The sequence below is a fragment of the Burkholderia sp. AU44665 genome (assembly GCF_030504405.1).
GTDB lineage: Bacteria > Pseudomonadota > Gammaproteobacteria > Burkholderiales > Burkholderiaceae > Burkholderia > Burkholderia semiarida.
Genome location: NZ_JAUJRI010000001.1, coordinates 805,206 through 827,756 on the forward strand (window position 1 = coordinate 805,206; position 22,551 = coordinate 827,756).

The 22,551-nt window shown below is 67.7% G+C and carries 18 protein-coding genes; 11 read left to right on the forward strand and 7 right to left on the reverse strand.

The features are described 5' to 3' along the window. Positions 1–58: 58 nt before the first annotated feature. Complete coding sequence (locus tag QZM15_RS03545) at positions 59–955, reverse strand: glutamate/aspartate ABC transporter substrate-binding protein (protein WP_059585004.1); 897 nt, start codon at positions 953–955, stop codon at positions 59–61. Positions 956–1,373: 418 nt separating this feature from the next. Here QZM15_RS03545 and QZM15_RS03550 point away from each other — a divergent pair, with 418 nt between their 5' ends. Together QZM15_RS03550 and mgtA are read left to right on the forward strand one after the other, a co-directional pair. After that, positions 1,374–3,044 carry a S8 family peptidase gene (locus QZM15_RS03550; protein WP_302105817.1) on the forward strand — a complete coding sequence of 557 codons (1,671 nt, stop codon included), beginning with the start codon at positions 1,374–1,376 and terminating at the stop codon, positions 3,042–3,044. Positions 3,045–3,759: 715 nt separating this feature from the next. After that, on the forward strand, positions 3,760–6,525 hold the full coding sequence (gene mgtA, locus QZM15_RS03555) for a magnesium-translocating P-type ATPase (RefSeq protein WP_302105818.1): 2,766 nt from the start codon (positions 3,760–3,762) through the stop codon (positions 6,523–6,525). Positions 6,526–6,634: 109 nt separating this feature from the next. Here mgtA and QZM15_RS03560 read toward each other — a convergent pair whose 3' ends face one another. Together QZM15_RS03560 and QZM15_RS03565 are read right to left on the reverse strand one after the other, a co-directional pair. Next, positions 6,635–6,919 (reverse strand): transcriptional regulator, encoded by a 285-nt coding sequence (locus tag QZM15_RS03560; protein ID WP_124862172.1) that lies wholly within the window; start codon positions 6,917–6,919, stop codon positions 6,635–6,637. 71 nt (positions 6,920–6,990) lie between these two features. Then, positions 6,991–7,866: a LysR family transcriptional regulator gene (locus QZM15_RS03565; protein ID WP_059585000.1), complete on the reverse strand. Its 876-nt coding sequence runs from the start codon at positions 7,864–7,866 to the stop codon at positions 6,991–6,993. Positions 7,867–7,917: 51 nt separating this feature from the next. On the opposite strand from QZM15_RS03565, the gene QZM15_RS03570 reads away from it, so the two are divergent. The 6 genes from QZM15_RS03570 to QZM15_RS03595 all read left to right on the forward strand — a co-directional run bounded on the left by QZM15_RS03570 (position 7,918) and on the right by QZM15_RS03595 (position 12,374). Next, on the forward strand, positions 7,918–8,196 hold the full coding sequence (locus QZM15_RS03570) for a hypothetical protein (protein WP_302105819.1): 279 nt from the start codon (positions 7,918–7,920) through the stop codon (positions 8,194–8,196). A 207-nt stretch (positions 8,197–8,403) separates the two neighbouring features. Continuing rightward, a complete protein-coding gene (locus QZM15_RS03575; RefSeq protein WP_302105820.1) occupies positions 8,404–9,486 on the forward strand; it encodes a serine hydrolase in 1,083 nt (360 codons plus the stop codon). A 44-nt stretch (positions 9,487–9,530) separates the two neighbouring features. Next, entirely contained in the window at positions 9,531–9,764 is a 234-nt protein-coding gene (locus tag QZM15_RS03580) for a hypothetical protein (RefSeq protein WP_301738346.1), read from the forward strand. A gap of 84 nt (positions 9,765–9,848) precedes the next feature. Further along, complete coding sequence (locus QZM15_RS03585) at positions 9,849–10,292, forward strand: MarR family winged helix-turn-helix transcriptional regulator (protein ID WP_124862181.1); 444 nt, start codon at positions 9,849–9,851, stop codon at positions 10,290–10,292. A 67-nt stretch (positions 10,293–10,359) separates the two neighbouring features. Then, on the forward strand, positions 10,360–10,923 hold the full coding sequence (locus QZM15_RS03590) for an isochorismatase family protein (RefSeq protein WP_302105821.1): 564 nt from the start codon (positions 10,360–10,362) through the stop codon (positions 10,921–10,923). After that, on the forward strand, positions 10,920–12,374 hold the full coding sequence (locus tag QZM15_RS03595) for a DHA2 family efflux MFS transporter permease subunit (RefSeq protein ID WP_302105822.1): 1,455 nt from the start codon (positions 10,920–10,922) through the stop codon (positions 12,372–12,374). Before QZM15_RS03590 ends, QZM15_RS03595 begins: the two co-directional genes overlap by 4 nt. A gap of 37 nt (positions 12,375–12,411) precedes the next feature. On the opposite strand, the gene QZM15_RS03600 is transcribed toward QZM15_RS03595, so the two are convergent. Further along, positions 12,412–13,011 (reverse strand): LysE family translocator, encoded by a 600-nt coding sequence (locus tag QZM15_RS03600; RefSeq protein WP_226223004.1) that lies wholly within the window; start codon positions 13,009–13,011, stop codon positions 12,412–12,414. A 96-nt stretch (positions 13,012–13,107) separates the two neighbouring features. On the opposite strand from QZM15_RS03600, the gene QZM15_RS03605 reads away from it, so the two are divergent. Continuing rightward, positions 13,108–13,983, forward strand: a complete 876-nt coding sequence (locus tag QZM15_RS03605) for a LysR substrate-binding domain-containing protein (protein WP_302105823.1) — start codon at positions 13,108–13,110, stop codon at positions 13,981–13,983. 49 nt (positions 13,984–14,032) lie between these two features. Here QZM15_RS03605 and QZM15_RS03610 read toward each other — a convergent pair whose 3' ends face one another. Continuing rightward, complete coding sequence (locus tag QZM15_RS03610; protein ID WP_302105824.1) at positions 14,033–15,751, reverse strand: SulP family inorganic anion transporter; 1,719 nt, start codon at positions 15,749–15,751, stop codon at positions 14,033–14,035. A gap of 454 nt (positions 15,752–16,205) precedes the next feature. Here QZM15_RS03610 and QZM15_RS03615 point away from each other — a divergent pair, with 454 nt between their 5' ends. After that, positions 16,206–17,447, forward strand: a complete 1,242-nt coding sequence (locus QZM15_RS03615) for a mechanosensitive ion channel family protein (protein ID WP_302105825.1) — start codon at positions 16,206–16,208, stop codon at positions 17,445–17,447. Positions 17,448–17,483: 36 nt separating this feature from the next. Here the strand turns inward: QZM15_RS03615 and QZM15_RS03620 are convergent, their stop codons facing one another. Together QZM15_RS03620 and QZM15_RS03625 are read right to left on the reverse strand one after the other, a co-directional pair. Beyond that, positions 17,484–18,905, reverse strand: coding sequence for a PLP-dependent aminotransferase family protein (locus tag QZM15_RS03620; RefSeq protein WP_302105826.1), 1,422 nt, complete (start codon positions 18,903–18,905; stop codon positions 17,484–17,486). 170 nt (positions 18,906–19,075) lie between these two features. Then, positions 19,076–20,128 carry an RNA-guided endonuclease TnpB family protein gene (locus QZM15_RS03625; protein WP_124862198.1) on the reverse strand — a complete coding sequence of 351 codons (1,053 nt, stop codon included), beginning with the start codon at positions 20,126–20,128 and terminating at the stop codon, positions 19,076–19,078. A gap of 92 nt (positions 20,129–20,220) precedes the next feature. Between QZM15_RS03625 and QZM15_RS03630 the strand changes: the two genes are divergently transcribed. After that, positions 20,221–22,545 carry an FdhF/YdeP family oxidoreductase gene (locus tag QZM15_RS03630; RefSeq protein WP_226223010.1) on the forward strand — a complete coding sequence of 775 codons (2,325 nt, stop codon included), beginning with the start codon at positions 20,221–20,223 and terminating at the stop codon, positions 22,543–22,545. The last annotated feature ends 6 nt before the right edge of the window (positions 22,546–22,551 follow it).

A 22,551-nucleotide genomic window follows, 5' to 3' on the forward strand; every position in this document is an offset into this window, starting at 1 on the left:
GGCGCGCCGCGCCCGAACCGCCGGCACGTGCCGGCGGTTTTTCTTTGAGACGGCCGGATCAATACTGCGCCTGATCCGTCGGATTCTTGAACAGCTGCTTCATCTCCGGCGACAGCGGATAGTTGAGGCTCACGCCCTTCGGCGGAATCGGCCGCATGAACCACTGATCGTAGAGCTTCTCGGCCGCGCCCGAAGTCTGCATCTTCGCGATCACGCCGTCGACGACGCGCTTGAACGCCGGATCGTCCCTGCGCATCATGCATGCGTAGTTTTCGTGAACGAGCGGCGTGCCCGCGACCGTATACGCGCCCGGGTTGCGGTCCTTCGCGATCTCGCCGTACAGCAGCGGCTCATCCATCACGAACGCCACCGCGCGGCCCGTCGTGACGTTCATGAACGCTTCGGCGTGATCCTTCGCGCTGATGATCGTCATGTTCATCGCCTTCTCTTCGTTGAGCTTGCGCAGCAGGCGCTCGTCCGACGTGCCGGCCGTCGTCGCGACCGTCTTGCCGGCCAGGTCCGCGAAGTCCTTCACGCCCGAATCCTTGCGCGTGCTGAAGCGAATGCCGTACAGAAAGATGCTGTTCGAGAACGCGGCCTGCTTTTGCCGTTCGAGCGTGTTCGTCGTCGATCCGCATTCGAAGTCGATCGTCCCGTTCTGCAGCAGCGGAATGCGGTTCTGCGACGTGATCGGGATTTCCTTCACCGCGAGGTTCGGCAGGTTCAGATCCGTCTTCAACTGGTCGATGATGCGCGACGCGATGTCCCGCGAGTAGCCGATGTTCTTCTGCTGATTGTCCGAATACGAGAACGGCACCGACGACTCGCGAATGCCCAGCGACACGACGCCCGTGTCCTTGATCTTCTTCAGCGTACCGGTAAGGGCCTGCGCGTGCGCGGCGCCGGCCAGCGCACAGGCCAGCGCGACAGCCAGCCAACGGAAGCGGTGATCCATGCTTTTCTCCTGAAGAAACCTTGATCGAATCGCGATCCTACGCCCGACAAAATTCGCCCCGCATCGGGGAAAGCGTCAAGCGCCCTCAGTCGCGCGCCTCACCGTGAGGCATCGTTTCCGCGACGCGCAAAAGCGCCTGCGGCGCACGTTTCGCCGGGCCCGCTGCCTGCAATCTTGCACCCCATGAACAGGTCGCCCGTTCCAAACGCGCGTTCATGCTGCAAGACAGCATCGCAACCGTTTGCGTGTCGCGCCTTTTTCGCACAAAACATACTCAAGAAGCCGCCTCATCAGCCGTTACCCAATGCATGGCGCGTCGCAGCAGCGCTGCGTGCGCCCGACAAGAACAAGGTCCGGTTTATGCCGGACCAGGCACCACCGCCGGCACGACGGTTATCTACGAGGATCGACTTTCAACATGAAAGCCAAACGCTTCAATTTCGCGCTGGCCCGTTCGGCCCATGCGCGCATGCTCGCCGGTATGCTGTCCGCCGCCGCGCTCCTGCCCCTCGCCGGTTGCGGCGGAGGCGGCGGCGGCGGCAGCGACCCGTCTCCGTCCAACGCGTCACCTGCACCGGCGCCCACGCCGACGCCCGCTCCCACGCCGGCACCCGCGCCCGCCCCGACCAACCCGCCGGCGTCGTCCGGCGGCAATGCGTGCTCGTCGCAGCAGGCCGCGGTGCAGATGGCCGCGCAGACGGCGCCGGTCGAGCCGCCGGTCGATCACCTCATCGTCAAGCTGAAAACGCTGACGGCCACGCGTGCGATGGCGGCCGTCGACGACGGTTCGCGACTCGACGCGGTGATCCAGCGCGCGATGACGCGCTGGACGGCGCCGGTGACCAGCAGCGCACGCGCGTACGCGAGCAGCATCGCGCAAACGCCGGTGAACGTGCAGGTCGAGCGAACGATCTCGAACGGCGCGGCCGTGCTGTCGCTCGGCCAGCGCATGGCCGCCACCGATGCCGCCGCGCTCGCACAGGCGTTCGCGGCCGACAGCGACGTCGACTACGCGGAACCGGATCACCCGATGCAGATCCGCGACACGCCGAGCGACCCGCTCTACAACCAGCAGTGGTACCTGTCCGATCCGACCGCCGGCATCAACCTGCCGCCCGCATGGAACGTGACCAAGGGTTCGCCGACCGTCGTCACGGCCGTGCTCGATACCGGCTACCGGCCGCACGGCGACCTCGTCGGCAATCTGATACAGCAAGGCTACAACTTCATCAGCAACATCAATACCAGCAACAACGGCTCGAGGCGCGGCCCGGACGCAACCGATCCGGGCGACTGGGTCACGCAGCAGGAACTCGACGACGTCAACGGCCCGTTCTATCACTGCGCGAGCCAGCCGAGCAACAGCAGCTGGCACGGCACGCGCGTGATGGGCGTGATCGGCGCGACCGCCAACAACGGCACCGGCGTCGCCGGCGTGTCGTGGCTCGGCCAGATCCTGCCGGTGCGCGTACTCGGCAAGTGCGGCGGCGTGACGAGCGACATCGCCGACGGCATGCGCTGGGCAGCCGGCATTCCGGTGTCCGGCGTACCGACGAACCCGCGCCCGGCGAAGATCATCAACCTGAGCCTCGGCGGGGTCGGCGCGTGCAGCACGACGTTCCAGCGGGCGATCGACGACGTGACCGCGAAAGGCGTGACCGTGATCGTCGCGGCCGGCAACGACGGCCTGTCGACCGGGCTCGACCAGCCCGCGAACTGCCGCGGCGTGATCACCGTCGGCGCGACCGACGCGACGGGTCGACGCGCATCGTTCAGCAACTTCGGCGCCGACGTCGCGCTGAGCGCACCGGGCGTCAACATCCTGTCGACGTCGAACGCCGGCACGACGACGCCGGGCTCGGACACCTATGGCCCCGCGACCGGCACCAGCCTCGCGACGCCGCAGGTGACGGGGGTTGCCGCGCTGATGCTGTCGGTGAACGGCAACCTCACGCCCGCGCAGATCATGCAGAAGCTGCAAGGCGGCACGCGCGCGGCGAAGCTCTCGGCCGGCACGTCGTGCACCGCGATGCCGGCAGGCTCGGGCATCCTCGATGCAGCGGCCGCCGTCGCGACCGCGAACCAGTAACCGGCATCTCGTTCGACGCGGCCGCGCGCATGCCGACAAGGTGTGCGCGCGGCTGTTTCATTGCGGGTTGTCGGGCGCGACCGCGAACATGCACCCACGCGATCAAGCATCTCGAAATAACGCTCGACAAAAGGGTTGACGCTTCGCACGACGAGCCATTACCATCGCCCCCGTCTAGTTACATGGAGTGTTCTGTGAACACCGATGCGAGTTGTAGTTGGTGCATGACCAACTTGACTGCTGCCTGAGGAAAACGCGCAGAGCCTCGTCTTCTGCCGCATCCCGGGAAGCAGGATGCGGCGCCCTTCCGGCCTGACTACCGGCCCGATCTCCCGCCGAATTTTCGATGTTGTCGAATGCACGCGACGCGCCGTCGCGCGTGTGCGTTCGTGCCGCGCGCGGCGCCAGCCGCGTGCGCCCTCCGTTCGCGTGCCGTCCGGCCGCGCGCCTCGTTGCGCGCGCCGCTGCCGATCGCCCGTGCCGACCATTCGCAACCGACAGGAGTGCAGATGAACTCAGACGACAGTAGTCGATTACCGCTCGCCGGTGCGACGCCGCGCATCGACACGCCGTGCGCCTCGCGCGCGCCGGCGAGCGTTCCCGCCTTTACCGATCCACAGCCGATCGCGCCTGACGCGACGCGGCGGGGAGCGTTCGTGCGTCGATAACGTCACGGCCGCTCCCCGCCCGCCGCCTCGTGCGCAAGGAGCGACTCATGACGACACGACACAACACCTCGCACAACAAACAGCGCGGCTTCATCAAGGCCGGCGCCGGCCAGCAGAACGAACCGCGCATCATGCGCGCCGCGCGGGAAGCGGCCCGCCCGCTCGAAGACACGCTGAAGTCGCTGCGCACCAGCACGCGCGGCCTCACCTACGACCAGGCCGCCGACCGCCTGCAGCATGACGGCCCGAACGAAATCGCGCACGACAAGCCGCCGCACTGGACCCGCCAGTTGCTGCTCTCGTTCCACAACCCGTTCGTCTACGTGCTGCTGGTGCTGGCCGCGATCAGCTTCTTTACCGACGTCTACTTCGCGGCGCCCGACGATCGCGATTACGTCGGCATGACGATCCTGCTGACGATGGTCACGATCAGCGCGCTGCTGCGCTTCGTGCAGGAATTCCGTTCGCTGCGCGCGGCCGAGAAGCTCAAGGCGATGGTCCGCACGACGGCCACCGTGCAGCGCGCGGTGACCGATGCGGCCGAGCCGTCGCGCCGCGAAGTGCCGATGCGCGAGGTCGTCGTCGGCGACATCGTGCATCTGTCCGCCGGCGACATGATCCCCGCCGACGTGCGCCTGCTCGCGTCGCGCGACCTGTTCATCAGCCAGGCCGTGCTGACCGGCGAGGCGCTGCCGGTCGAGAAGTACGACACGCTCGGCGCGGTGGCCGGCAAATCCGCGGGCGCGCCCGCGGCCGGCGCGGCCAACGACGCACCGGCGTCGCTGCTCGATCTCGAGAACGTCTGCTTCATGGGCACCAACGTCGTCAGCGGCACGGCGACGGCGGTCGTCGTCGCGACCGGCGAGGACACGTACTTCGGCTCGCTCGCGCGCAACGTCGTGAGCCACAAGCGCATCGAGACGAGCTTCGACCGCGGGGTGGCGAGCGTGAGCTGGCTGCTGATCAAGTTCATGTTCGTGATGGTGCCGATCGTGTTCATGATCAACGGCCTGACCAAGGGCGACTGGCTGAGCGCGCTCACGTTCGCGCTCGCGGTGGCCGTGGGCCTCACGCCCGAGATGCTGCCGATGATCGTCAGCGCGAACCTCGCGCGCGGCGCGGTCGCGATGGCGCGCCGCAAGGTCGTCGTCAAGCGGCTGAACTCGGTGCAGAACTTCGGCGCGATGGACGTACTCTGTACCGACAAGACCGGCACGCTCACGCAGGACAAGATCATCCTCGAACACCACCTCGATCTGTCCGGTCACAAGAACGAGGACATCCTGCGGCTCGGCTGGCTGAACAGCTTCCACCAGAGCGGCCAGAAGAACCTGATCGACATCGCGGTCGTCGCGCGCGCCGACGAGATCGGCGAACGCGTGAAGCCGCAGGGTTACAAGAAGATCGACGAACTGCCGTTCGATTTCGTGCGGCGCCGCCTGTCGGTCGTCGTCGAGGACACGCGCGGCACGCATCTGCTGATCTGCAAGGGCGCGGTCGAGGAAATGCTGGCGGTCTCCACGCACGTGCAGGACGAAGATGGCGTGCGCCCGCTCGACTTCGTCGCGCGCAAGCGATTGCTCGAACAAGCCACCGCGTACAACGAGGACGGCTTCCGCGTGCTCGTGCTTGCGACGCGCACGATCCCGCGCGGCGACGAACGCGCGCAATACCGCACCGCCGACGAACGTGATCTCGTCGTGCGCGGCTTCCTGACCTTCCTCGATCCGCCGAAGGAATCGGCCGCGCCGGCGCTCGCCGCGCTGCGCGAGAACGGCGTCGCGGTGAAGGTGCTGACGGGCGACAACGCGACCGTCACGATGAAGGTGTGCCGCCAGGTTGGCCTCGCCCCGGGCAAGCCGATGCTCGGTACGGAAATCGACGCGCTCGACGATGCGACGCTCGCGCAGGCGGTCGAACGCACGACCGTGTTCGCGAAGCTCACGCCGCTGCAGAAGGCGCGCATCGTCAAGGCGCTGCAGGCAAACGGCCACACGGTCGGCTTCCTCGGCGACGGGATCAACGATGCGCCCGCGCTGCGCGACGCGGACGTCGGCATCTCGGTCGACAGCGGCGCCGACATCGCGAAGGAAACCGCCGACATCATCCTGCTCGAAAAGAGCCTGATGGTGCTGGAGGAAGGCGTGATCAAGGGCCGCGAGACGTTCGGCAACATCCTGAAGTACCTGAACATGACGGCCAGCTCGAACTTCGGCAACGTGTTCTCGGTGCTCGTCGCCAGCGCGTTCCTGCCGTGGGAGCCGATGCTCGCGACGCAACTGCTCGTGCTGAACCTGATCTACGACACGTCGCAGATGCTGCTGCCGTGGGACAGGATGGACCCCGAGTTCCTGAAGAAGCCGCGCAAGTGGGAAGCCGGCAACATCGGCCGCTTCATGCTGTGGGTCGGGCCCACGTCGTCGGTGTTCGACATCACGACGTACATCCTGATGTGGACCGTGTTCGGCGCGGGCGCGCTGTATCACCTGAACGGCGGCGCGAGCGGCCAGATCGTGATGAATTCGGGCTGGTTCATCGAGAGTCTCGTGTCGCAGACGCTCGTCGTGCATCTGCTGCGCACGCAGAAGATCCCGTTCCTGCAAAGCACGGCGTCGCTGCCGGTGCTGCTGTCGACCTTCACCGCGATCGCGATCGGCTGCTGGCTGCCGTTCTCGCCGTTCGCGGAGGCGATCGGCTTCATGCACCTGCCGGGCACCTACTGGCTGTGGCTCGCCGCGACGATGGTCGGCTACATCGTGCTCGCGCAGATCGTCAAGACGATCTACGTGCGCCGCTACAAGCAGTGGTTCTGATGTCGCACCGATGACGGCGTGCCGGCCCGTGCACTACCCGCGCGGGCCGCACGACCCGACCTGCCGTCGTTCGGTGACGAACGGGCCGCCTCAGCGGCCCGTTTTTCATTCATTGGGCGTCGTTCGCGCCGAACAGTTGCGCGCACACCGCGCGCCCTTCGTCGGTCAGCGCCGCGCTGCCGGTACCGTCCTCGTTCAACGTCGTCGCGCTCAGGCCTGCTGCGTCCAACTGCGTGAGCACGCGCCGCAGCGTGCTCATCGGCAGTTGCGTGCGCTTCGCGATCTTCGGCAGCGACCACGTCTTGCCGGCCGGATCGTTCGCGGCTTCGTTCAGCGTCGCGAGCGTGGCGACGAGGGCGGGATCGAGCGGGGATTCGTCGGATTCTGAAGTCATCGGTTCGGGTTCGTCGGCCGGCGTCGGGCCGGCATGCATGGAGAAAACGATCGCGGACACTATACGCCGCGTCACGCGCCCTTGAGCGCCGCGCGCATGAACGACACGAAACGCGCGGTGACGGGATCGTCGCGCTCGGACCGCCATGCGAGCCCCACGCGCCACTTCGCGTCCCGGCCGTCGAGCGGCAGCACCGTCGCGTCGCGCAGCAGATACCGCGCGCTCGACGGGATGAACGCGACGCCAACGCCGGCCGCGACCGACGTCAGCACCGACTGCACGTCTTCCGCCTGCTGCATCACGTGCGGCACGAAGCGGCGCTCGACGCACCACCGGTCGATCTGCGCGGCCAGCCCCGGGCCGCGCGCACGCTGCAGCGCGATGAAGCCGATTTCATTGAGCACGTCGAGGTTGGCCGGCACGCGCTTGAAGCCGAGATGCGGCGGCACCGCGAGCGCGAGCGCCTCGTCGGTCACCTTGAACGACGACAAGCCTTCGTCGGAAGGCAGGCGCAGGAAACCGGCGTCGAGCTTGCCGGCGCGCAGCCGGCGCGTCTGTTCGGACGACGACAGGTCGCTCAGCGTCACCGCGATACCCGGATTGCAGCGACGGAATTCGGCGATCAGTTTCGGCACGAGCGTCAGCACCGACAGGCAGATGCCGAGCCGCAAATGTCCGCGCTGCCCGCTCGTCGCTTCCCGCGCACGCGCCAGGATTTCGTCGGCATCGCGCACGAGCGCCTGCGCGTCGGGCAGGAAGCGTTCGCCGAACGGCGTGAGTTCCGCGCCATGCCGGCCGCGCTCGAACAGCTTGCCGCCGAGGCTCGCCTCGAGTGCGCCGATCTGCTTGCTGAGCGCGGGCTGGCTCATGTGCAGTGCATCGGCCGCACGGCTGAAATGGCACAGCTCGGTGACCGTCAGGAACGTGCGCAGCAGTTTCAGTTCCATTCTTTCGTGGAATCATAACGATTGAAATATTCATTTTACCGATCGAACGCAATGGCGTTCAATACGGACATGCCCTTCCCGGAACCCACTTTCATGTCCGTCGATCAAGCTGCCGACTGTGTAGCCGAGCCACCATGCGAGGTCGCGGACGCAAACGCATGCGTCGTCGCCGCCGATACGCGCGCACCGAAACGCCGTACCGAACCCACCGACGGGCGCAGCCGCCGCTTTCGCTTCGGCGATGCGCTGGACGACATGCCGCCGCGCGCGGTGACGGGTTCGATCGCGGTCACTTTTGCGGTCGTGTCGCGGCGAAACTGGCCGCGCTGACCCGCACATCTGCTCGCCTTCTGTTCGCGTTCTGTCCCACGCGCACCGCTGCCCGACAATTCGAAAACGATCGGAATCCTCCCGTATCGCGCGTCATTGCGCGTCATCGAATCGTCATCGCTCCGCGATCGACCGTATAATTTCCCGCACCCGCCGACCGCCCATGCATCCGCGCAGCCGCATCGCGCGTGAAAAGGAGACTTTCGCTTGACCGGCCTCATCGCGCGCGTGCCTCGCGCCCGGATCACCCTGATCCTCGCCCTGCCGTTCCTGCTGCTGGCATTCGCCACGAATGCGTCCGCGCAGCGCGTGCAGCCGCATCGCACCGCGCATGCGCAGCCGCATGCACACACGAAGGTCGTCAAGAGGCAACCCCATCGCAAGAAAAAGGCCGTCAAGCATCGCCGCTCGCGCGTGACGCATCAGGCGGCCAAACGCCACGCGGCACCCGCGCCGCAGCAGCGGCGCGCGAAACGCACGACCGCCGTGCGGCCGCGCCCGGCCGCGAAACCGACATTGCTCGCCAGCTGCGGCTACACCCCGCGCGCGGTCGGGACGCTGCATTCCCGCGCGGCCTACGTGCTCGACGTCGATTCCGGCACGCCGCTGCTGGCGCGCAACGCACGCACCGTGCGGCCGATCGCGTCGATCTCGAAACTGATGACGGCCGTCGTCGCGCGCGACGCCGATCGGCCGCTGAACGGCGTGCTGCGCGTGACCGCACGCGACCGCGACACGATCAAGTTCACCGGTTCGCGCCTGCAGGTCGGCTCGGAACTGTCGCGCCGCGAGATGTTCCATATCGCGCTGATGTCGTCGGAGAACCGCGCGGCCGCCGCGCTGAGCCGCGACTACCCGGGCGGGCGCGCGGCGTTCGTCAAGGCGATGAACCGGAAAGCGCGCCAGCTCGGCATGCGGCATACGCACTTCCGCGAGCCGACCGGCCTGTCGCCGCACAACGTGTCGACGGCGGAAGACCTCGCGCGGCTCGTCGGCGCGGCCGCGCGGGATCCGCTGATCCGCTATTTCTCGACCGATCTGTCGACCACCGTGCGCCCCGGCGACGGCGAACTCGTGTACGTGAATTCCGACCCGCTCGTGCGCTACCGCCGCCTGCCGATCCGGCTGCAGAAAACCGGCTTCATCAACGAATCGGGGCACGGGGTCGTGATGCGCATGCGCGTGAAAGGCCGCCGCGAAACGGTCGTGCTGCTCGGCGCACCGACGCGTGCCGGCGTTTCGAGCGACGCAATCAGGATCCATCGCTGGCTGTCCTGTTCGATCCAGTAAACGCGTACGGGCAGCCGGCGCGTTCACGCCACGGGAGCGACGCCATGCAGCACGAATACCGCTTCAACGCATTCGGCCGGCTGCTCGCCGTCGTGCGCACGGACGGCCGCTGGGCCGTATTCGATCTCGGCGCCGAAGGCAAACGGCGCCCGGCCAATCTGCAGATTCCATCCGCGCTCGCCGCGGACGAACTCGGCCAGTACCTCGGCGATCTGCTGCACGAAAACGCGACCCCGCGATACAGCGAAGTCGTGCCGGTCGTGCATCGGCGCACGTAATCGCGTGCTGACGGTGTCGCCAGCCGGCGATCAATTCGACAGCTAAACTTGCAAGTTTAGCTGTCGTGTCCTAAGATTCGCCGCATGAACCCGCCACGCAAACCCGGCGTTTCCGCCGAAACCGTCGCCGCCGACCTGACCCTCGCGGTCGGCCAGCTCATCCGCCGGCTGCGCTCCGAGGTCGATTCCGGAGGGCTCGGCATGTCGCAGACGAGCGCGCTCGCGCGGCTCGATCGGCACGGGCCGATGACGACCGCCGATCTCGCGCGCGCCGAAGCGATGAAGCCGCAGTCGATGAAGGCGATCCTCGCGAGCCTCGAGGAAGACGCGCTCGTCGAGCGCGAGCCGCATCCGACCGACGGACGCCAGATCCTGTTCAAACTCACCGCGGCCGGCCTCGACGCGCGGCGCAAGCGCAATGCCGCGAAACACAAGTGGCTCGGCGCGGCGATCGAACAACTCGATCCGCAAGACATCGACACGCTCGCCGCGGCCATCCCGCTGATCCGCCGCATCGGTGAGCAATGAACCCGGCCGGTGCGCCGCTCGGCATGCGCGCGCCCGGCTTTCTTCGCCCTTTCCCCGGAGCCCCATCATGAGCGCAACCCGTCTCGACACGAACACGGCGCTGGTCGTCATCGACCTGCAGAAAGGCATCGTCGCCCTCCCCACCGCGCACCCGGTCGCACCGGTGATCGCGCACGCCCGCGAACTGCTCGACGCATTCCGCAGCCGTGGCCTGCCGGTCGTGCTGGTCAACGTCGCGGGCGGCGCGCCGGGCCGCACCGAGCAACCGCCGCGCACGGCGCAACTTCCCGCCGACTGGACCGAACTCGTACCCGAACTGAACCACCAGCCAGGCGACCACGTGGTGACGAAGCACACCTGGGGCGCCTTCACCGGCACCGGTCTCGACGCGCATCTGAAGGCAGCCGGCGTCACGCAGATCGTGCTGGCCGGCGTCGCGACGAGCATCGGCGTCGAATCGACCGCGCGGCAGGCGCACGAACTCGGCTATCACGTGACGCTCGCCGTCGACGCGATGACCGACCTCAATGCCGACGCGCACGTCAACAGCGTCGAGCGGCTGTTCCCGCGCCTCGGCGAGACGGGCACGACGCAGGACATCGTCGCGCTGCTCGACCGGCGCGGCGCGTGAGCGCCCCACGCATCCGGCCGGCACCGGGCCGCGCGCCCGGCCGGCTCGATCCGTCGATCTGGAAAGTCAGCGCGGTCGCGACGCTCGGTTCGCTGCTGTCGCAGCTCGATGCGACGATCGTCAACGTGTCGCTGTCGAGCCTGGCGACCGACCTGCATGCGAGCCTGTCGACGATCCAGTGGGTGACGAGCGGCTACCTGCTCGCGCTGACGCTGGTGCTGCCGCTGAGCGGCTGGCTCGTCGACCGCATCGGCGCGAAGGCGCTGTACCTGTGGTGCTTCTCGGCGTTCACGCTGACGTCGGCGCTGTGCGGGCTCGCGTGGTCGGCGCCGTCGCTGATCGCGTTTCGCGTGCTGCAAGGCGTCAGCGGCGGCTTGCTCGCGCCGATGGCGCAGATGATGATCGCGCGCGTCGCCGGCCAGCAGATGGCGCGCGTGATCGGCTACGCGGCGGTGCCGGTGCTGCTCGCGCCGATCCTTGGCCCGGTCGTGGCCGGCGCGATCCTGCAACACACGTCGTGGCGCTGGCTGTTTCTGGTGAACCTGCCCGTCGGCGCGCTCGCGCTCGCACTGGCAGTACGGTTCCTGCCCGGCGACCGGGACCATGCGCCGCGGCGCGAACTCGACTGGATCGGCCTCGCGTTGCTGTCGCCGGGCCTCGTGCTGTTCCTGTACGGCGTCGAGCGGATCGGCTCGATGCCCGGCATCGCGGCGGTCGCAGGCTCGGCGCTCTTGCTCGTCGCGTTCGTGCGCTTCGCGCGCCGCCAGGGCGAGCGTGCGCTGATCGATCTCGCGCTGTTTCGCTCGCGCGTGTTCGGCGCGGCAGCCGGCACGCAGTTCCTGTCCAACGGCGCGCTGTATGCAGGCCAGATGCTGATCCCCGTGTTCCTGATCCAGGCGTGCGGGCGCTCGCCGGGCGAAATGGGCTGGCTGCTCGCGCCGCTCGGGCTCGGCATGCTCGTCACCTATCCGTCGATGGGCGCGCTGACGAGCCGGTTCGGCGTCCGCCGGCTCGCCGCCGGCGGCGCCTTGCTCGCACTCGTCGCCACGCTGCCGCTCGTGTTCCTCGCGCTGACCGGCTACGATCCGCTCGTGCTCGTACCGGCGCTGTTTCTGCGCGGCATGGGCCAGAGTGCGATCGGCGCACCGTCGATCGCCGCCGCGTATGCGTCGGTCGAGCGCCGCAACCTGCCGATGGCGACCACGTCGCTCAATATCGTGCAGCGGCTCGGCGGCCCGACGTTCACGACGCTATGCACGCTGTTTCTCGCGTGGCGGCTGCAGGCCGAATCGGTCGCGGCGGGCGGCACGCAGGCCGTCGCGTATGCGTGGGCGTTCGGCCTGCTGTGCGCGCTGCATGCGGCGAGCTTCGTGACGACGCTGCGGCTGCCGTTGCGCTCGGCCGGTGCGGGCGCCGGCAACCGACGGGCCCGCAACGCATCGGCCAGGTGACGCTGAACACGGGCCGTGCCGCGTGCGCGGCCTTTCGCTACGGCAGCCACATCGGCACGATCGACGCCGCGAGCAGCACGCCGAGCCCTGCATTCAGCCAACGCCACTGCCGCTCCGTGCGCAACACGCGCGCGAACAGCAGCCCGGCAAAACACCACAGCGACAACGACACCATCGCGGCCACGCCGAATGCAAGGCCGAGCAGCACGCCGAGCCGCGCCGGCCCCGACGCGAGCGCCGCGAACGACGCGGCCGCGCCGAGCGTCATCGCCCAGCCTTTCGGGTTGTGCCACAGCATCCACACGCCGCTGACGAACCCTTGCGGCCGGTGCACGTCGGCATCGAGCCGCGGCTTGCCGCCACGTCCGATGCGCACGGCGAGCCACATCAGGTACGCCGAACCGGCCGCCCTCATCGCGAGCTGCAACGCCGGCAGCGCGAGCAGCACACTGCCGAGCCCGGCGGCGGCCGCCGCCGCCATCGACGCGAGGCCCGCCGCGATGCCCGCCATCAGCGGCAGCGAACGCCGATAGCCGAAATGCGCGCCCGATGCGGTCGCGAGCGTCGTCGCGCCGCCCGGCGTCACGGTGGACACGATCACGAACAGCACCAGCGGCAGATAGTCGTGAAGCGGCACGAAGGCTCCCGGTCGTCGTTATTGATGCCCCTTTTTTACCTGTGATTCCGGCATTACGACAGCGAAAGCTTTTTATGCCTTGCATTAGCATTCATAATGCGACGCATGGCACGCAATCTCGACCTCGCGCTGCTACGCGCATTCGTCTCGGTGGCCGATCATCGCAGCATGACGGCGGCCGGCCACGCGCCGCACCTGACGCAGGGCGCGATCAGCCAGCAGGTCGCGCGGCTCGAAATGCTGTCGGGCCCGCTGTTCGTCCGCGAGCATCGCAATCTGCTGCTGACGGCGGCCGGCGAGCGGCTGCTCGAACAGGCGCGCCGGCTGCTCGCCGTCCACGATGCGCTGCTCGCCGACCTGAGCGCCGGTGCGGTGGAAGGCGCGGTGCGTCTCGGTGCGCCGCAGGACCTGGTCGGCACCTGTCTCGCGCCGATCCTGAGAAGCTATGCCCACGCGCATCCGCAGGTCGCGCTCACGCTCGTGTGCGCGGCATCGCCGGAGCTGCGGCGCGGGCTCACGCACGGTGACCTCGACGTCGCACTGATCGAGGCGCCGGTCGGATCGTCGAGCGGCGAGTGCATCGCCGTCGACCGGCTGGTGTGGGTCGGCGCGAAAGGCGGCACCGCGCACCGGCACTCGCCGCTGCCGGTATCGATGGTCGCGCAGACCTGCGCATTCCGCCCGACGGTGCTCGATGCACTGCGCGGCTGCGATCGCCCGTGGCGCACCGTGTTCGAGAACGGCAGCTTCGATGCCACGGCCGCGACCGTGCGCGCCGATCTGGCCGTGACCGTCTGGCTCGCGTCCACCGTGCCGCCCGATCTCGACATCCTGCCGGCCGGCAGCGGCCTGCCCGCCCTGCCGAATTTCTCGATCAACCTGCACGTGCCGCGCGGCCAGCACACACCGGCCGCGACGGAACTGGCCCGCTGCCTGCGCAACGGTTTCGCACGGCTGCGCGCGCTCGCGTAGCGTCGCCGCGCCAGGGCCTGTCCATGCCAATGACAGGCTTGCGCAGGCCCTACACCGTGCCCGGCTCCTGCGGCGCGGGCGTCGTGCCCGCCGCCTCCAGCGCCTGATGCAGCGTGGCAAAGATGCACGACGCGCCGACCACGTCGGTGATCCCGTGACGATCCATGTCCGCGCGCAGATAGCGGCTCACGCGCCCGAACAGCACGCCGACGCCGCGCGCATGCAGCGTCGCGACGAGATCGATCAAGGTCCGCGCGGCCGAATAGTCGATATCGGTGATCGCGCCCGCATCGACGACGAACCAGCGCGGCGGCACCGGCGCCGCGTCGACGAGCGCGGTCACTTCGGCAGCGAACAAGTGATCGTTCGCGAAGAACAGGTCGGAGCCGAACCGGTAGACGATCAGCCCGGGCGCCGTCATCGCGCCGCGCCGTGCGGGCACCGGCTGCCACCGCCCGTTGCCGGCGACGGGTTCGAGCACCATCGTATGCGGCTGGTAGCTGTGACGCACGTGCCGCATCAGCGACAACGCGACGGCCAGCAGGATGCCCTGCTCGACGCCGACGGTCACGACGGCCGCGGCCGTGATCAGCGCGAGCGTGAATTCGCCGGGACTTTCCTGGCGGATTGCCGTGAGGCTGCGCACGTTGATCAGCCCGAGCGCGATCGTGAACACGATGCCCGCCAGCACCGCGTGCGGCAGGTACTGCAGCGTCGGGCTGAAGAACAGCAGCACGACGGCGACGACCGCGGCGAACGCGAGATGCCCGATCTGGCTGCGCACGCCCGCGCCGTCGGCCATCGCCGTCTGCGTCGGGCTGCCGTTGACGACGAACGCACCGCCGAGCGCCGCCGCCGCGTTCGCGGCCGCGAGCCCGAGGATGTCGGCATTGGTGTCGACGTCCTCGCCATACTGCTGCGCGAACACGCGCGCGGCGGCCGCGCTCTGCGCGATGATCATCACGAAGCACGAAGCGGCGACCGGCACGAGGTCGAGGCACTGCTGCCACGTGACGGACGGCCAGCGCAGCGGCGGCAGCCCGCCCGCCACGGGCCCGATCACCGCGATGCCGTGCGCGGCGAAGCCGAACGCGGCGCTCGCGGCGATGCTGCCGGCGACCGCGATCATCGGCATCGGCACGCGCGGCAGGAACCGCTTGCACACGAGAATCGCGACGACGACGAGCGCCGCGAGCGCGAGCGTCGGCCGGTGCGCGTGAACGAGGTGTGTGACGACGTAGTCGAGTTGCGCGAGGCTGCGCGACGCCGGGTACGGCACGGACAGGCCGAGCATGTCGCCGAGCATCGCGATCGACACCTGCACGCCGACGCCGGCGAGGAAGCCGACCAGCACCGTGCGCGACAGGAAATCGGCGAGAAAGCCGAGCTTGAAGATGCGCGCGAGCAGCAGCATCGCGGCGGTCAGCAACGCGACCATGCCGGCCAGCGCCGCATAGTCGGCGCTGCCGGCCGGCGCCATCGACGACAGCCGGCTCGCGAAAATCGTCGCGGTCGCGGAATCGGCGGCGACGACGAGATGGCGTGATGCGCCGAAGCACGCGAACGCAACGAGCGGCAGGAACACCGTATAGAGCCCCGTGACGGCCGGCATGCCGGCGATGCGCGCGTAGCCGAGCACCTGGGGGATGTCCATCGACGCGAGCGACATGCCCGCGAAGATGTCGCGGATGGCGCCCCCGCGACGGACCGGGAGGATGCCTTTCAGCAGCCGCACGCGCGACGGACGGCTTTCGTTGGAATCTTGCATGCGTGAAATGCGTCAGGTCGAAGTGACGGGAGCCACGAACGGGTGCGCGACGGTGTTGCCTGTCGCTCACCGTCGCCGGACGGACTGCGCGCCAATGCGAACGGCATGCCGGCAGCGCCTGCGACGTTCGCATGATTGCATGGATCGCCCATCGAGCGCATCGACGCGCGAAGGCCTGCGTCATGACGTCCAGCCGATCGCCCTCCTGCGTCCGCCATGCCGGGCAAGCGGCTCGCACGTCAGCGTGCGGTGATGCGGATTGCCTCCTCCTTCACGTCGATGCAGAGGATACCTGCGCAATGGTGAGCCGATACGGGAGCCGCTCGACATGTATTTGCGATACGCATCCGGAACCCGATGGCACAATCACGGTTCCTTTTTCATATGCCCTTCACCGGGCGCGCGCCGCGTCGCGGCGCCGATTCAACGCACAAGAAGGACCCAGCCTGCCCCTATGACCCTGAACGAATTCTGGCTTTCGCCGCTCGTCGGCATCGTCGTCCTGCTCGCCGCCGCCGGTGCAATCACCGCCGTCGTCCATTTCCTGCTGTTTCGCGTGGTCGCGCGGCTCGCGCGGCTGTCCGCCACGCGCGTCGACAACGCGCTGTTCGAATTCGGTGCCTTCAAATGGTTGAACCGCATCGTCCCGTTCGTCGTGATCAAGCTCGGGCTCGGCGCGGTGCCCGGCGTTCCCGGCTTCGTCGTGCAGGTCGTCGACAAGGTGCTGTTCGCGTTGATCGTGTTCCTCGTGACGATGACCATCAGCGCGACGCTGTCCGCACTCGAACATACGCACCGCACGTCCCGACGCGACCAGCCGCGGCTGTCGCTGAAAGGCGCGATGCAGCTCGTCAAGCTCGTGATGTTCATCACGGCCGCGCTCGTCGTGATCGGCGACGCGACCGGCAAGCAGATCGGCCTGCTGCTGTCCGGCATCGGCGCGATGTCCGCGGTGCTGATGCTGATCTTCAAGGACACGCTGCTCGGCCTCGTCGCCGGCGTGCAGCTGTCGTCGAACGACATGCTGCGGATCGGCGACTGGATCACGATGCCGTCGGCCGGCGCGGACGGCACGGTCATCGACATCACGCTGAACACCGTCAAGGTCGCGAACTTCGATCACACGATCATCACGGTGCCGACCTGGAAACTGATCACCGAGAGCTACCAGAACTGGCGCGGGATGACCGAAGCGGGCGGTCGCCGCATCAAGCGCGCGCTGTTCGTCGATGCGACGAGCGTGCGCTTTCTCACGAACGACGAGATCGAACGGCTCGAACGCCTGACGCTGCTGAAGGACTATCTGGCGGACAAGGTCGATGCGATCGAGCAATGGAACGGCACGCTCGGCGCGGCCGGCGAGTGCCCGGCGAACCGCCGCCAGCTGACGAATCTCGGCACGTTCCGCGCATACGTCGCGAACTACCTGAAGGGCCATCCGCGCATCCGCCGCGACATGATGAACATGGCGCGACAGTTGCCGCTCACGGCCGAAGGCATCCCGCTCGAGCTGTACTGCTTCACCGATACGACGACATGGGTCGACTACGAGACCATCCAGGCCGACCTGTTCGACCACCTGATCGCGGTGCTGCCCGAGTTCGGGCTGCGCGTGTATCAGCATCCGTCGGGCTTCGACATGCGGCAGATGGTCGACGCCGCGCAAGCCGGGCCGCACACGCGGCGCGCGGCCTGATACCGGCGGCGGCGGCCGGCCGCCGCGCGGCAACGCTCAGCGCGCCGCGCACTCCGACGCGAGCCGCCCCAGCACCTTCAGCGCGTCCTCGATCTGCCGCGACCACGGGTAGCTGTAGTTGAGCCGGATGAAGTGCCGGTAATCGGTGCCGGCCGAGAACATGTGCCCGGGCCCGACCGTGATCCGCTGCGCGAGCGCGAGCGTGTACAGCTTCATCGCATCGACCCGCGGCGGCAGCTCGACCCACAGCACGTACCCGCCCTGCGGCTGCGACAGCCGCGTGCCTTCCGGGAAGAAACGCCGCACCATCGCGCTCATCAGGCTTGCCTGCTGCGCATACAGCTTGCGCATGCGCCGCAGATGAAAATCGTAGCCGTCGTGTTTCAGATACTCGGCGATCGCGAGCTGCTCGATCGCGGGCGTCGCGAGCGTGTTCAGGAATTTCAGCTTCTCGACCTGGTCCCGGTAACGGCCCGGCATCGCCCAGCCGATCCGGTAGCGCGGCGACAGGCTCTTCGTGAACGACGCGCAATGCAGCACGAGCCCGTCGCGGTCGAACGACTTCAGCGCGCTCGGCGCCGTGTCGCCGAAGTGCAGCTCGTGATAGACGTCGCTCTCGATCGCCGGCACGTCGTGCTTCGCGAGCAGCTCGACGAGCGCGCGCTTGCGCGCATCGGGCATCTGGAAGCCGAGCGGATTCTGGAAATTCGGCATCACCATGCATGCGGCGATGCGCTCGCGCGCGAGGACCCGCTCCAGCGCGTCGAGATCGATGCCGTCGCCCGGGTGCGTCGCGACTTCCAGCGCGCGCATGCCCATCCGCTCGATCGCGTGCAGCATCGCGTAGAACGTCGGCGACTCCACCGCGATCGTGTCGCCCGGTTTCGCGACCGCCTGCAGGCACAGGTTGATCGCCTCGGTCGCGCCGATCGTCATCACGATCTCGCCCGGCTCGACCGCGACCCCGCGCTCCGCATAGCGCCGCGCGATCTGGCGAATCAGCTCCTGGTTGCCCGGCGGCAGATCGTCGATCACGCCCCAGCGCGTGCGGCGCCGCCCGATCGCCTGCGCATAGCGCGCGAGGCGCTGCACCGGAAATTGCGATGCGTCGGGGTACGGCGAGCCGAGCGGCACCGCGTCGTCGCGCGCGATCGAGCGCAGCGTCGACAGCACGAGCCGGCTCACGTCCACGGCCGACGGCTCGGCGGCCGGCGCGGAGACATGCAGCTCGGCCTCGGCCGGCGCCGCCGTGCGCGCCCGCACGAAATAGCCCGACTGCGGCCGGCTCTCGATCAGGCCGCGGCTTTCCAGCACGAGGTACGCGCGCAGCACGGTCGTGACGCTGAGCTGCTGCTGCCGGCTCGCGTGCCTCACCGACGGAATCCGCTCGCCGGGCCGGTACACGCCCCGCTCGATCTGCGCCTGGAGATCGTCGGCCAGTTGTTCGTAACGCTTCACGCGCCTCCCTTTCAACTTCCCTTCAGCAACACAGTTGCGATCCGCACGGGATGAATGGCCGAAACTGTACTCTTTTTTGAAGTGAACAGGTGTACACACAGCCGCACGGGCGCCGCGCGTACTCTGCACGCATCGACCCCGACACCCGGCATCTTGACGTCGTCCACCGCCTAAAGGCTGTGGATTCCCACACCTGGCGATGCACGCCCGCATCGGAGAATGTTCAGCGCAGCGTTGGTATCCCGATCATGCAAGACACCACAGCCACCACAAGCCCACTCTCTTATTCGCAGTCCCGCGATACCTTTCGGCCGCGTCGTGCTGTCTTTCGACCCGCACGACGAACAGGACTGGGTAGAACCGCTTTCGTCGACTTCCTCGAACGTGGCCCCGTGCGCGATCGCTTTGTAGCGGAGCTTGTTCCGGAAGGACGACCAGGATGCGTCGTAGACGCTCTTCGCCATCCTGGTTCTGGCGAGTTTGACGGCAGATACGTTGCCGACCGCGATGTAATCGAAGCGCCGCACCAGATCGAGCGCAAGCTTATGTTGGAAATCAGCACGCGCATTCGCGACCTTGGCGTGCAGCTTCGCGATATGCCTTTTGTGCTTTCGCGCCCGTTGCGCTTTCGCCAGCTTTTCCGCCGCTCGTCGACCGAACCGGTCATTGGGCAGTTTCTCGCCGGTCGAAAGTGTGGCGAAGTCTTTCAGGCCGAGATCGATGCCCACACCGGAACGGATCGGTCGAGCCTGAACATCGGACATCTCGATCGCGATGTTGAGAAACCAGTTGCCGCGCGCATCCTGCGCAAAGTTGGTTCCATCCTTGATCTTGCCTTCAGGAAGCGGTCGGCTGTTGAATACGCGGAAGGTGTTGCCGGCGAAACGAAACGCGTCGCCTTCACGCTTCAGGTCGCGGCCTTTCAGCGGCACCCAGCCGAGCGATTTCCTGCCGCGATAGCGCAGGTAGGGCCGACGGTGCTGACTGCGCGACTTCGCATATTGCTCGCACGTCGCGTTGATCGTGCCGGAATGAATACCAAGTTCCTTGCTACTCCCGGTCGTCAGCACGTTCAGGTCAAAACCGGTCGGCCACTTCTTGCTCCACTTGAGCGCGTGCTTCTGCGTGTCGTTGCAGAAGTTCCAGACGTAATTCACCGCACGGCTCTGCTTGTTGAGCAGTCCGTTGAGCGACTTCACGCGGTAACGGTAGACGAGGACCATACCGGTGATCCTATCCCGTGGAAGAAGCTGCCTGTCAACCGCACGCCTTTCCTTCCCGCCATCAATGGCCGGGTTTCTCTGAGCAAATTCTGATGAAAAAGAAATCCGCCACCGCGCGCATCGAACCGTACACCCACCCGGCCGCCGGCTGGGGCGCGCTGAAAGCCGTCACGATCAACCTGATCAAGGAAAAGGTCGCCGGCGGCAACTACCGGACGCTGCTGCGCCAGAACCAGCCGGACGGCTTCGACTGCCCCGGCTGTGCGTGGCCGGACCGCCAGCACGCCTCGACGTTCGAATTCTGCGAGAACGGCGTGAAGGCCGTGGCCGCGGAAGCGACGAGCAAGCGCGTGACGCCCGAATTCTTCGCCGCGCACACGGTGACCGAACTGCTCGAACAGTCGGATTTCGAGCTCGAACAGCACGGCCGGCTCACCGATCCGATGGTGTACGACGCGCGGACCGACCGCTACGTGCCGATCGCGTGGGACGACGCGTTCGCGCTGATCGCGCGCCACCTGCGCGCGCTGCCCGACCCGAACCAGGCCGCGTTCTATACGTCCGGCCGCGCCAGCAACGAGGCCGCGTTCCTCTATCAGTTGTTCGTGCGCCTGTACGGCACCAACAACTTCCCCGACTGCTCGAACATGTGCCACGAGGCGACGAGCCGCGGGCTGCCGGCGTCGGTCGGCGTCGGCAAGGGCACGGTCACGCTCGACGATTTCGAGCATGCGGACATGCTGCTGATCTTCGGCCAGAACCCCGCGACCAACCACCCGCGGATGATGGGCGAGCTGCGCGAGTGCGCGAAGCGCGGCGCGACGATCGTGTCGATCAACCCGCTGAAGGAGCGCGGGCTCGAACGCTTCGCCGATCCGCAAAGCCCGCTGGAGATGCTGACGATGTCGGGCACGAAGATCGCATCGACGTTCATCCAGCCGACGATCGGCGGCGATTTCGCGCTGATCAAGGGAATGGCCAAGCGCGTGCTCGAACTCGACGACGCCGCGCGCGCGGCCGGTGCGCCGCGCGTCATCGACACCGCATTCATCGACGAGCACACGGCCGGTTTCGACGCGTTCGCCGACGATCTGCGCGCCGAAAGCTGGTCCGCGCTGACCGCCGAAAGCGGCGTGCCGTACGAGCAGATCGACGCGCTTGCGCAGCGCTATGCGCGCAGCGAACGCGTGATCGCGACGTGGGGGATGGGCATCACGCAGCACAAGCATTCGGTCGCGACCGTGCAGATGCTGACCAACCTGATGCTGATGCGCGGCAATATCGGTCGCCCCGGCGCGGGCCTGTGCCCGGTGCGCGGCCACTCGAACGTGCAGGGCAACCGCACGGTCGGCATCGAGGAAAAGCCGTCGCAGGCGTTCCTCGACCGGCTCGGCCACGTGTTCGATTTCGAACCGCCGCGCCACCACGGCTACGACGTCGTCGAGACGATCGAAGGGATGCTCGACGGCCGCGTGAAGGTGCTGATCGGTCTCGGCGGCAACTTCGCGATGGCGACGCCCGACACGCCGCGCACGTGGGAAGGCATGCGCCGCTGCGAACTGTCCGTGCACATCACGACGAAGCTGAACCGCAGCCACCTGATCCACGGCCGCGACGCGCTGATCCTGCCGACGCTCGGCCGCACCGAGATCGACCTGCAGGACAACGTCGCGCAGGGCGTGACGGTCGAGGATTCGATGAGCATGGTCCACGTGTCGTACGGGATGAACAAGCCGGCGTCGCCGAACCTGATGTCGGAGCCCGCGATCGTCGCGCACATGGCGCACGCGCTGTTCGGCAGCGGCAAGATCGACTGGCTCGCATACAAGGACGACTACGCGAAGATCCGCGATGCGATCGAGGCGACGCTCGACGGCTTCTACGACTACAACACGCGCATCGCACGGCCGGGCGGCTTCCACCTGCGTGTGGCGTCGCGCGACCGCGAGTGGCTGACGCCGACGGGCAAGGCGAACTTCATCGCGCATGCGCTGCCGACCGACACGCCGATCCAGCGCGCCCGCGCGCTGCACGGCGAGCGGCTGATGACGCTGATGACGACGCGCTCGCACGACCAGTACAACACGACCGTGTACGGGCTCGACGACCGCTATCGCGGCGTGTTCGGCCAGCGCCGCGTGGTGTTCGTCAACCGCGACGATCTCGCGATGCTGGGCCTTGCGGCCGGCGACTGGGTCGACATGGAAACCGTGTGGCACGACGGCATCGAGCGGCGCGCGGCGGGCTTCCTGCTCGTCGAATACGACATCCCGCGCGGCTGCATCGGCGCGTACTACCCGGAAACCAACCCGCTCGTGCCGCTCGACAGCGTCGGCGACGTATGCAACACGCCGACGTCGAAGTCGGTGCCCGTGCTGCTGCATCGCGTGGCCGCGCCGGCCTCGATCGTCGCCTGACGGAGC